This window comes from Streptomyces sp. NPDC127092 (genome assembly GCF_042722475.1).
Classification (GTDB): domain Bacteria; phylum Actinomycetota; class Actinomycetes; order Streptomycetales; family Streptomycetaceae; genus Streptomyces.
In genome coordinates this window covers 194,477-204,600 of record NZ_JBHXFE010000008.1, presented here as the reverse complement: position 1 = coordinate 204,600, position 10,124 = coordinate 194,477, and the positions used below count along the sequence as shown (strand labels likewise).

Below are 10,124 nucleotides of genomic sequence, written 5' to 3'. Positions count from 1 at the left end.
GCCGAGCTGACCGAAGGAAGGGAGGACGACGCGCCAAGGGCTTGCCCTGGGGGTGAGGCCCCTCTGCCGGACGGTAGCGGGGCCTCACCCATGTCGGCGCCGGGCCGCTCCGGGGCTTCCTCCGGGGCTTCCGCCGGGGCGAGCCGGGGACCCGGAGCGCGGTGTTGCGGAGGCCGGTGTTCCGGAGCGGGGGTTCCGAACCGGGACAATGGTTCGGTGCTCCACGATCTGTTCAATCCGTCCGTCCAGCACGCCCTGGACCTCATCGGCATCTTCGTCTTCGCCATCTCCGGTGCCCTGCTCGCCGTCCGCAAGAACTTCGACGTCTTCGGCATCGCCGTCCTCGCCGAGGTCACGGCGCTCGGCGGCGGACTCTTCCGCGACCTGATCATCGGAGCCGTGCCCCCGGCCGCCTTCACCGATCTCGGCTACTTCCTCATGCCGCTGGTCGCGACCGTCCTCGTCTTCTTCCTCCACCCGGAGGTGGAGCGCACCCAGACCGCCGTCAACGTCTTCGACGCCGCCGGGCTCGGACTGTTCTGCGTGACCGGGACGACCAAGGCGTACGACTACGGCCTCGGCCTGACCTCGTCGGCGGCGCTCGGCCTCGCCACGGCCGTCGGCGGCGGTGTGCTGCGCGACGTGCTCGCCAACGAGGTGCCGTCGCTGCTGCGCTGGGACCGGGACCTGTACGCCGTGCCGGCGATCGTGGGCGCGACGATGGTCGTGCTCTTCATCCGCTTCGACGTGCTCAACGCGTACACCAGCGCGACCGCCGTGCTCGCCGCCTTCCTGCTGCGGCTGCTCGCGATGCGCTACCACTGGCGCGCGCCGCGCGCCTGGAACCGGCGCTCGTCCGCCCGCGAGGAGCCCGAAAAAGCTACCGCTCAGTAGCTAAATCCTGTACCGTCTCGGACATGAGCACGAGCAGCATCGAGACGCCGAGCGCCGCCGCCCCGAGCGAGTTCGACCGCGACACCGCCGTCACCCTCCGCGAGCCCGGCGTCTACGACGCCGAACTCTCCGCCGGCTGGACGATCATCCACGCCGTCAACGGCGGCTACCTCCTCGCTCTCCTCGGCCGCGCTCTCGGCGACCACCTGCCGCACCCGGACCCGTTCACGATCTCGGCGCACTACCTCACGCCGTCCGTGCCCGGCCCGGCGGTGATCCGCACCGAGACCGTCCGCACCGGCCGCACGCTCTCCACCGGCACGGCGTCGCTCTTCCAGTACGCCGAGGACGGCACCGAGGTCGAGCGGATCCGCGTCCTCGCCTCGTACGGCGACCTCGACGCGCTCACGGACGACGTCCGCACCACCGCGACCCCGCCCGCGTTCGCCCCGGTCGAGCAGTGCTTCAGCGCCGCCGACAACCCGGCCCCGCGGATCCCCGGCTCCTCGGCCATCGCCGACCGGCTCGACCTCCGCCTCGACCCCGCCTGCGTCGGCTGGGCGGTCGGGGCGCCCTCCGGCAAGGGCGAGATGCGCGCCTGGTTCGGCCTCGCCGACGGCCGCGAGCCCGACCCGTTCTCCCTGCTCCTCGCCGTCGACGCGCTGCCGCCGACCTCCTTCGAGCTGGGCCTCAAGGGCTGGACCCCGACCGTCGAGCTCACCACCCACGTCCGCTGCCGCCCGGCCCCCGGCCCGCTGCGCGTCTCCATCACCACCCGCAACCTCGCGGGCGGCTTCCTGGAGGAGGACGCCGAGGTCTGGGACAGCGCCGGCCGCCTGGTCGCCCAGTCCCGCCAGCTGGCCCGCGCCCCGCGGGACTAGTGGCCCGAGTGGAGTCCTGCCGAGGACTTCAGAGTCTTGTGGGGTTCTGCTACGCCCTCAGTCCTGCCCTGTCGGAGGCAGTCCCGAGGGACGAGGACGCCAGATCTGGCATACGGCGACGACTGCCTCGCGGACGCTGAGAGCCGAGCCCGGCGAATTCCAGCCACGGATTTCAGGGCCGACGGTCTCCTGGCTCATCGTCGCCCTCACCGCTGGTTGGGAACAATGCGCTGGCGGTGGGTCGCCGCTCGGAGCACGTCCGGAAGCAATTCTGGCCACCGCGACGCGGCGTCGGTGTCGTCGGACATATGCGGCCGGCAGCCGGCCATCATCGAGCTCCCCGTGACGACATCCGTGACGGCCATCGGTCGCCGGAATCGACGGTGGCGTGTTCGACAGCTGCTCGCGGTGGAGGCAGACGATCGTGCGCACCCTGGCGCTCAGCTACAGATCAGCGACGCGACGTCCTGCGGATCATCCGCTCGCTGCCAACAACGGCTGGCGTTCCGATCACTGCATGCGAACTGGGGCGCCGTTAATCGGGAACGCCTGGACTGTCGGTACCCGCCACTACATGACACCGGCACGTCTCTGCCTCAGCGCAGATCCATCGCTGTAGGCGCGAACAATAGGTCAGCTGAAGCAACGCACCGGATCGACCGCCAGCGAACGTCCCTAAAGATCAGAACTGGCCAATGGCTGCACTTTCGGCCATGTAGTGAGGGAGGCCGGGATTCAATTATTCCGTTTCCATTCTGCGGAATTCTTGCGCGAACCTCAGATGTTCCTCAGATGGATGGGAATCGCTGTACAGTAAGCGACTTCCCGGTGCATGATCGTACCGTCCCGTCCGCGGGAAGGAAAAGCAAGGCTTCCAAGCGTGCTTCCAGGGCCCCTCTTTTGTGGATCGAGCTCAGGGATGCAGCAAAATCAAAGGAGAAGCTTGTGTCCAAAACGATGACCCGAATCGCGGTCTCCGTGACTGCGGCCTTCGCCAGTGTGCTAGCTCTAACGGGTTCCGCTGAGGCCGCTTCCACTCCCGCCTGGGCGTGCCAGGGAGGCTCCAGTGCCAGCCCCAATGATCCGGGTGGCAGGGATGTGCGCCTTCGCCTCGCTTCCACTAACGGATACGGGTATGCGGAGGTTCGATTCATTGCCAACGACGAGCTCATCTACTTCGACAACTACGCCGGAAGCAACGGGCACCCCTTCTGGGTCGAGACGGAACTGCAGGGTGCGACGTGGAAGTACAGGTGGAATCTCGGCGACGGGTACGGTATGCACCACAGCTACAATGGAAACTTCCCGGAGGGTGAAAAGGTCACCACCTATCTTTACACGGCCGTAGGGCTTGGGAAGGGCTGCCTCGACACGGGTGGCATCACGTGACGATCTGACATCGAGGCGCCGTGCGGATGAGATTGCGCGTGCGGCGCCTCGATGCTGCCCGTTGGGAGAGGAAGTCATCCGCTCAGTCGCACCCGCGGAGTCCCGTGTCCGACTCGTGTGTAATCGCCGTAGCGATTCGTCGAAGCGGTGCTGGGAACGGTCATCGAGACTCCATGCGGTGACGTACAGATCGAGTAGGTAATGATCAGAAAAGCATCCGTGGTATTCCTGGTGCTCGCTGTGGGAACTGCTGGTTGTGTCGAACAGAACGGTGCGGCCGGTAAAGATTCGAAGGTGTGTGGGGGTGCGACCTACGAATGGAGGCATGAAGCCCAGTGGGTACCGATCGTCTTGGATGCTGCGCGCGTTGTCTCGCGCGGTGACGAGTTGCGGGTAGATGGGCAGCCGTACAACCCATGGTCCGCGACAATTGTGGTTGACCAGGATGTGGAGCCCCCCATCGGTGCTCTTTCCGAATTGAGTCGCAAGGTCGGAAAGCCGCTCGCAAGTCCTGGGCGAAGCACTATGTCTGAGATCATTAAAATGACGACAGGGTTCACGGGGGAAGAAGCGCAGGCGGTCTATTTTCAGGCCGTTGAAAGGGTGGACGCCCAATTCGTCTTGAAGTGCCCGGGTGGCGATCGGACGATTACGGGGAAAATATCAACGTGGAATACAGGCTCCAAGTCTTTCGGTACTGCTGACTGCCTCAAGCCGCTGGCTGAAAATCCGGAGAATCCGGTCGTGAAGGTTGCGGCGATTAAGCGGTGCCCGAAAGACAGCGTGCTGGTCCAAGACGTATCCCGAATAAACCCGTAGAGGATTCGTGAGTGTCGCGCGGCGCTCGGTCGAGTGGCTGTCGGACCTGGTTGAGGACGAGGGCATCAATAACTTGACGCGAGGGCAGGTCGACCGGCTGGGTCGGGCGGTGCTGATCGGTCCACCGCGGCGATGCGGTGAGTCTCCTGGGCCTCGACGGCCAGGACATGTTCGCCTCGACCTACGGCGGTGCGATTCCCGGCGGGGGCGTTATGGGTGTCGATCGTCCAGCCCCGTCAGCTGGCCCCGCCCTTCGTGGCTAGGAGCGTCTCGCCGATGATGCCTGGCTCGCGCGCGGCACTGCACCTGACGCCGCTCCCTCTCCGGCCTGATCGACGAGGCGGTCTCTCGGGCCGCTCCGGCGGATTGGGGCCGGGCACGGCCCTGACCCCAGGTAAGCGGGACGTGAGAAAGTCCGGTGGGTGAAGTCCGACCGGCTGCTGTCCCTGCTCCTGCTGCTCCAGACCCGGAGCCTCGTGCCGGCGAGCGAACTGGCCGAGCGGCTCGACGTGTCGGTGCGGACCGTCTACCGGGACGTCGAGGCGCTCTCGGCCGCCGGCGTGCCCGTGTACGCCGAGCGCGGCCGGCACGGCGGGATCGCCCTGCTCCCCGGCTACCGCACCGACGTCACCGGACTCACCGCCGACGAGTCCCGCGCCCTCTTCGTGCTCGCCGCGCAGGGGGCGCACGCCGCGCTCGGGCTCGACCGGGCGCTGGGGTCCGCCCTGCGCAAGGTGATGGCCGCGCTGCCCGCCCCGCACCGGCCGGCCGCCGAGCTGACGAGCCGTCGCATCCTGGTCGACCCCGACCGCTGGATGAGCGGACCGCGCCCGGACGTCGACCTCGACGTCCTCAACCGGGCCGTGTTCGCCGACCGCCGCCTGGCCCTGCGCTACCGCGGCAGCGGGGCGCCCGCCCCGAAGGCGTACACCGTCGACCCGTACGGCCTCGTCGTGAAGGCCGGCGTCTGGTACCTGGTCGCCGACCACGAGGGCGAGCCCCGCCTCTTCCGCGCCGACCGCGTGCACGAGGCCGAACTCCTCGACGCGCCCGTCAGGCGCCGCCCCGGCGTCGAACTGGCCGAGGTGTGGGAGCTGCTGCGCACCCGCGTCGAGCACCGCCCGGCGGACCTCGCCGTCACCGCCCGGGTCCACCGCGACCGCTACGACCGCTTCCTGCGCCTCCACGGCGACCGGCTCACCACCCCTCCGCCGTCCCGGCCGTCCGAAGGCGCCGACGCCGAGTGGACCACCGTCGAACTCGCCTTCGCCGAGCTCGGCGAACTCCGCCCGCTGCTCGCCATGGGCGCCAGCCTGGAGGTCCTCGCCCCGCCGGCCGCCCGCGCGTACCTGGCGGAGGTGGCCGCGGAGACCGTCGCGCTGTACGAGGGCGGACCGTAGCTTTGTACGGGAGCGGAGCATGGCCGCGTATGGGGGCGGAGCGTGGCCCGGTACGCGGGTGGAGCGTGGCCCTGTACGGGGTGGAGCGTGGCCCCGTACGGGCAGACGGTCGCCCGGTTCGGGGGCAGTCCAGTCGCCCCGTGCCACGGGGCAGGGTGACGCAAACAGGCCGCGGTACGGGCAGACGGTCGCCCTGTGCGGGGGCAGACCAGTCGCCCCGTGCCGGGGGCAGGGTGGCGTAAACCGGCCGCCTGCCCGACCGGCCGGGGCCGGCTCGCGGGCCGCCTCGTAGAATCGTTCCCACCATGGCTTACCTCGACCACGCCGCGACCACGCCCATGCTTCCCGAGGCGATCGAGGCGATGACCGCCCAGCTCGCCGTCACGGGCAACGCCTCCTCGCTGCACGCGGCCGGCCGCCGCGCGCGGCGGACCGTCGAGGAGGCCCGCGAGACCCTCGCAGGGGCGCTCGGCGCCCGGCCCAGCGAGGTCGTCCTCACCTCCGGCGGTACGGAGGCCGACAACCTCGCCGTGAAGGGCCTGTACTGGTCCCGTCTCGCCGCCGACCCACGCCGCACCCGGGTCCTCGCCAGCCCCGTCGAGCACCACGCCGTCCTCGACGCCGTCGACTGGCTCGCCACGCACGAGGGCGCCACCGTCGAATACCTGCCGGTCGACACGTACGGCAGGGTCCACCCCGAAGCCCTGCGCGAGGCCATCGCCCGCGATCCCGGCTCCGTCGCCCTCGCCACCGTCATGTGGGCCAACAACGAGATCGGCACGATCATGCCGGTCCGCGAACTCGCCGATGTCGCCGCCGAGTTCGACGTGCCCCTGCACGCCGACGCGGTGCAGGCCTTCGGGCAGATCCCGGTCGACTTCGCCGCCTCGGGACTGGCGGCCATGACCGTCTCCGGCCACAAGATCGGCGGCCCGTACGGCATCGGCGCCCTGCTCCTGGGCCGCGAGTACACCCCCGTCCCCGTCCTGCACGGCGGCGGGCAGGAGCGGCACGTGCGCTCCGGCACCCTCGACGTGCCCGCCGTCGCCGCGTTCGCCGTGGCCGGGCGGCTCGCCGCCGAGGGCCGCGAGGAGTTCGCGACCGGTGTCGGCGCCCTGCGCGACGAGCTGGTCGCCGCCGTCCGCGCCGCCGTTCCCGACGCGATCCTCGGCGGCGACCCGGTCGACCGGCTGCCCGCCAACGCCCACTTCACCTTCCCCGGCTGCGAAGGCGACTCGCTGCTGCTGCTCCTGGACGCCGCCGGGATCGAGTGCTCCACCGGCTCGGCCTGCACCGCCGGCATCGCCCAGCCCAGCCACGTCCTGCTCGCCACGGGCGCCGACCCGGACCTGGCCCGCGGCACCCTCCGCTTCAGCCTCGGCCACACCTCCACCAAGGAGGACGTGGCGGCGGTCGCCGAGGCCATCGGCCCGGCGGTGGAGAGGGCCCGCAGCGCGGGCCTGAGCTGAGGGCGGACCGGACCGGGTGGGTCTCGGCTGAGGGCCGCCGCGCCTGCCTGACCGCCGCCGGCCCCAGCGGCAGCGGCACCGGCCCCGGCCGGCAAGCGACCGGCGCGCCCGTCCGGCCGTCGCCATGCTGCCGCCTGACGCGGCCGCCGGTGTCCCGCCGGTCATCGGCCTCAGCCGCCGGACGGCAGCTTCGCGCGCTCCTTCCGTACCAGTGCCATGTAGCGGTCCCAGTCCCAGTGCGGACCGGGGTCCGTGTGGTCCGTGCCCGGGACCTCCACGTGGCCGATGATGTGCTCCCGGTCGACGGGGATGCCGTACCGGGCACATATGTCGGCCGTGAGCCGGGCCGAGCCCTCGTACATCGCCCGGGTGAAGTCCTGCGGGCGGTCGACGAAGCCCTCGTGCTCGATGCCGATGCTGCGCTCGTTCATGTCCCGGTTACCGGCGTGGAAGGCCACGTCGAGCTCCCGGATCATCTGCGCGACGTGCCCGTCCTTGCGGACGACGTAGTGCGCGGCGGCCCCGTGCGCCGGGTCCTTGAAGACCTTCACGGCCGACCGGTAGCTGCCCTGTACGACATGGATGACGACCCGGTCGACGGCGTAGTCGTCCGGGCGGTCGGCCCGCCGCAGGTTCGCCCGCGAGGCCGCCGTCCATTCCGCGCCCTTGTGGTCGAGCTCGCCCTCGACCCGCTTCTTCTCCATCCCCGGCAGCCGCCAGTAGAAGCGCGCCAGCTCGTCCCGCGCGAAGACGGCCGCGCCGGCGACGGCGACGGTGCCGCCGAGCAGGAACGCGCGCCGCGAGGGACCCTTGCCCCCGCCGCCCTTGCCGACGCTCTTCCCGCCGCCCTTCCCGCCGCTCCCCGAGCCCTTCTTGCGGGCCGTCTTCTTCGCAGCCCCGCCGCTCCCCTTGTTCCCCATGTGATCGAGAACGCTTACCCGGGCGACCACGGTTCCCCGGCCCCGTACCCTGGTAGGGCTATGACTCAGACCCCGCCGCACACTCCGTCGCAGAGCCCGTCGCCGAGCCCCGCCACCCGCCCGCTCCGGGTCCTCGCCGCCATGTCCGGCGGAGTGGACTCGGCCGTCGCCGCCGCCCGCGCCGTCGAGGCGGGCCACGACGTCACCGGCGTGCACCTGGCCCTCTCCGCGAACCCGCAGTCCTTCCGCACCGGTGCGCGCGGCTGTTGCACCATCGAGGACTCGCGCGACGCGCGGCGGGCCGCCGACGTCATCGGCATCCCGTTCTACGTGTGGGACCTCGCCGAGCGCTTCCGCGAGGACGTGGTCGAGGACTTCGTCGCCGAGTACGAGGCGGGCCGCACGCCCAACCCGTGCCTGCGCTGCAACGAGAAGATCAAGTTCGCCGCGCTCCTCGACAAGGCGCTCGCCCTCGGCTTCGACGCCGTCTGCACCGGCCACTACGCGACCGTCGTCCTCAAGGAGGACGGCAGCCGCGAGCTGCACCGCGCCTCCGACATGGCCAAGGACCAGTCGTACGTCCTCGGCGTCCTCGACGAGAAGCAGCTCGCCCACGCCATGTTCCCGCTCGGCGACACCCTCACCACCAAGGACGAGATCCGCGCGGAGGCGGAGCGGCGCGGCCTCGCGGTCGCCAAGAAGCCCGACAGCCACGACATCTGCTTCATCGCCGACGGCGACACCCAGGGCTTCCTGGCCAAGCACCTGGGCACGGCGGAGGGCGACATCGTCGACGAGTCCGGTACGAAGGTGGGCACCCACCAGGGCGCGTACGGCTTCACCATCGGCCAGCGCAAGGGCCTGCGGATCGGACACCCGGCGGCGGACGGCAAGCCGCGCTACGTGCTCGACATCTCGCCGGTGAACAACACCGTCACCGTCGGCCCCGCCGAGGCCCTGGACGTCACCGCCCTCACCGCGATCAGGCCCCGCTGGTGCGGCACGGCCCCCGAGGGCCCCGGCCGCTACACCGCCCAGCTGCGCGCCCACGGCGGGGAGACGCCGGTGAGCGCGGCGATGGAGGACGGCGAGCTGACCGTCACCTTCGACGAGCCGGTCCGGGGCGTGGCCCCGGGCCAGGCGATCGTGCTCTACGACGGCACCCGCGTGGTCGGCTCCGCGACGATCGCGACGACGTCCCGGCGCACGGCCCAGGAACAGCAGCCGGCCTGAACCGCGACGGGGCCGACGAACCGCCACCCAGCCTGCGCGAGCCGCGGCCGGGCGGCGGTGCGCCGCCCAGCTTGCGCGGGCTGCAGACGGGCGACGGTGCGCCGGTCCGCCGCCCAGCCTGCTTGAGCCGCGGCGGGGACGGCGGTGCGCCACCCAGCCTGCGCGAGCCGCGGCCGGGCGGCGGTGCGCCTCACCCCTGCCCGCCGGGGCGCCTGGCGGCGGTGCGCCTGCCCCCCCGCCGCGCCGAGGAGTCTCGGCCGGTCGCGTCGCCTCAGGTGCCCGTCGGCTCCTCCACCCGGCAGTCCTCCAGGAAGTCCTCGATGACCGGCGCCAGGACGTGCGGGGCCACCTGGTGGGTCTGGCCGGTCAGGGTCCGGTGGCGTCCGCGGGGGACCGCCGCAGCGACCGTACGGGCCACCCGCCGCGTCCACGACGGGCTCGCCCCGCCGTCGACCACCAGTACGCGCGCGTGGACCCGGCCCAGGCGCGCGGCGGGCACGGAGCCGTCGCCCACGACCGCGTCGTCGTAGGCGAAGGTGTGGGTCAGCGCCTCCAGGACGGGCCGCGGCTGCGCCGGCACACCGGCACCCTCGCCGAGCAGCAGATCCAGCGCCTCGCCCCGCCGGCCCCGGTCGAGCAGCGCCCGCACCCGGCTGCGCCGTGCCGCGGCCTCGGAGCCGTACGGCGGCTCGTACACCGACACCGGCCCGACCGGCACGCCGGCCGCCGCGGCGGCGAGCGCCAGCGCACCGCCGCAGGCCGTGCCGTGCACGGCGGCCGTGCCCGCCGCGCCGCCCACGGCGCCGACGAGCGCCGCCAGGTCGGCGATCTCCCGCTCCACCGCGTACGGCCCGTTGTCCCCGCTCGCGCCGCGCCCCCGCCGGTCGTACGCGACCACCGAGAACCGCCGCGCGAGCAGCCCGGCCAGCGGCCGCTCGCTCCCGGCCGTGCCCAGCGCCCCGCTCACCAGGATCACCGGAGGCCCGTCCCCGTCCCCGTACCGCTCGTAGGCGATGCGCGTGCCGTCCGCCGACCTGACCAGCCCGCGGGCCGGGCGCACCGTCGTCTTCACCTCGTCCATGGAAGGGCAGACCGCGACCGGGCGCGGAACTCATCGCT

Annotated in this window: 9 protein-coding genes; 7 read left to right on the top strand and 2 right to left on the bottom strand. The window is 71.6% G+C overall.

Translation table 11 applies throughout. The features are described 5' to 3' along the window. The first annotated feature begins 216 nt into the window (after window positions 1-216). From ACFWJO_RS09870 to ACFWJO_RS09845, 6 genes are all read left to right on the top strand, one after another. Window positions 217-894 carry a trimeric intracellular cation channel family protein gene (locus ACFWJO_RS09870; RefSeq protein WP_384422840.1) on the top strand — a complete coding sequence of 226 codons (678 nt, stop codon included), beginning with the start codon at window positions 217-219 and terminating at the stop codon, window positions 892-894. A 23-nt stretch (window positions 895-917) separates the two neighbouring features. Further along, the gene (locus tag ACFWJO_RS09865; protein WP_386864212.1) at window positions 918-1,775 is read left to right on the top strand and encodes a thioesterase family protein; all 858 of its coding nucleotides are present in this window, start codon (window positions 918-920) and stop codon (window positions 1,773-1,775) included. A 945-nt stretch (window positions 1,776-2,720) separates the two neighbouring features. Then, window positions 2,721-3,164: a hypothetical protein gene (locus ACFWJO_RS09860; RefSeq protein ID WP_386864211.1), complete on the top strand. Its 444-nt coding sequence runs from the start codon at window positions 2,721-2,723 to the stop codon at window positions 3,162-3,164. Window positions 3,165-3,365: 201 nt separating this feature from the next. Further along, a complete protein-coding gene (locus ACFWJO_RS09855) occupies window positions 3,366-3,983 on the top strand; it encodes a hypothetical protein (RefSeq protein ID WP_386864210.1) in 618 nt (205 codons plus the stop codon). 422 nt (window positions 3,984-4,405) lie between these two features. Then, window positions 4,406-5,383, top strand: coding sequence for a helix-turn-helix transcriptional regulator (locus ACFWJO_RS09850; protein ID WP_386864209.1), 978 nt, complete (start codon window positions 4,406-4,408; stop codon window positions 5,381-5,383). A 305-nt stretch (window positions 5,384-5,688) separates the two neighbouring features. After that, window positions 5,689-6,852, top strand: a complete 1,164-nt coding sequence (locus ACFWJO_RS09845; protein ID WP_386864208.1) for a cysteine desulfurase family protein — start codon at window positions 5,689-5,691, stop codon at window positions 6,850-6,852. 170 nt (window positions 6,853-7,022) lie between these two features. On the opposite strand, the gene ACFWJO_RS09840 is transcribed toward ACFWJO_RS09845, so the two are convergent. Further along, entirely contained in the window at window positions 7,023-7,772 is a 750-nt protein-coding gene (locus ACFWJO_RS09840; protein WP_386864207.1) for an N-acetylmuramoyl-L-alanine amidase, read from the bottom strand. Window positions 7,773-7,832: 60 nt separating this feature from the next. Here ACFWJO_RS09840 and mnmA point away from each other — a divergent pair, with 60 nt between their 5' ends. Then, window positions 7,833-9,005 carry a tRNA 2-thiouridine(34) synthase MnmA gene (gene mnmA, locus ACFWJO_RS09835; RefSeq protein ID WP_386864206.1) on the top strand — a complete coding sequence of 391 codons (1,173 nt, stop codon included), beginning with the start codon at window positions 7,833-7,835 and terminating at the stop codon, window positions 9,003-9,005. Between the two features lie 271 nt (window positions 9,006-9,276). On the opposite strand, the gene ACFWJO_RS09830 is transcribed toward mnmA, so the two are convergent. Beyond that, window positions 9,277-10,086, bottom strand: coding sequence for an alpha/beta fold hydrolase (locus ACFWJO_RS09830; RefSeq protein ID WP_386864205.1), 810 nt, complete (start codon window positions 10,084-10,086; stop codon window positions 9,277-9,279). Window positions 10,087-10,124: the final 38 nt, after the last annotated feature.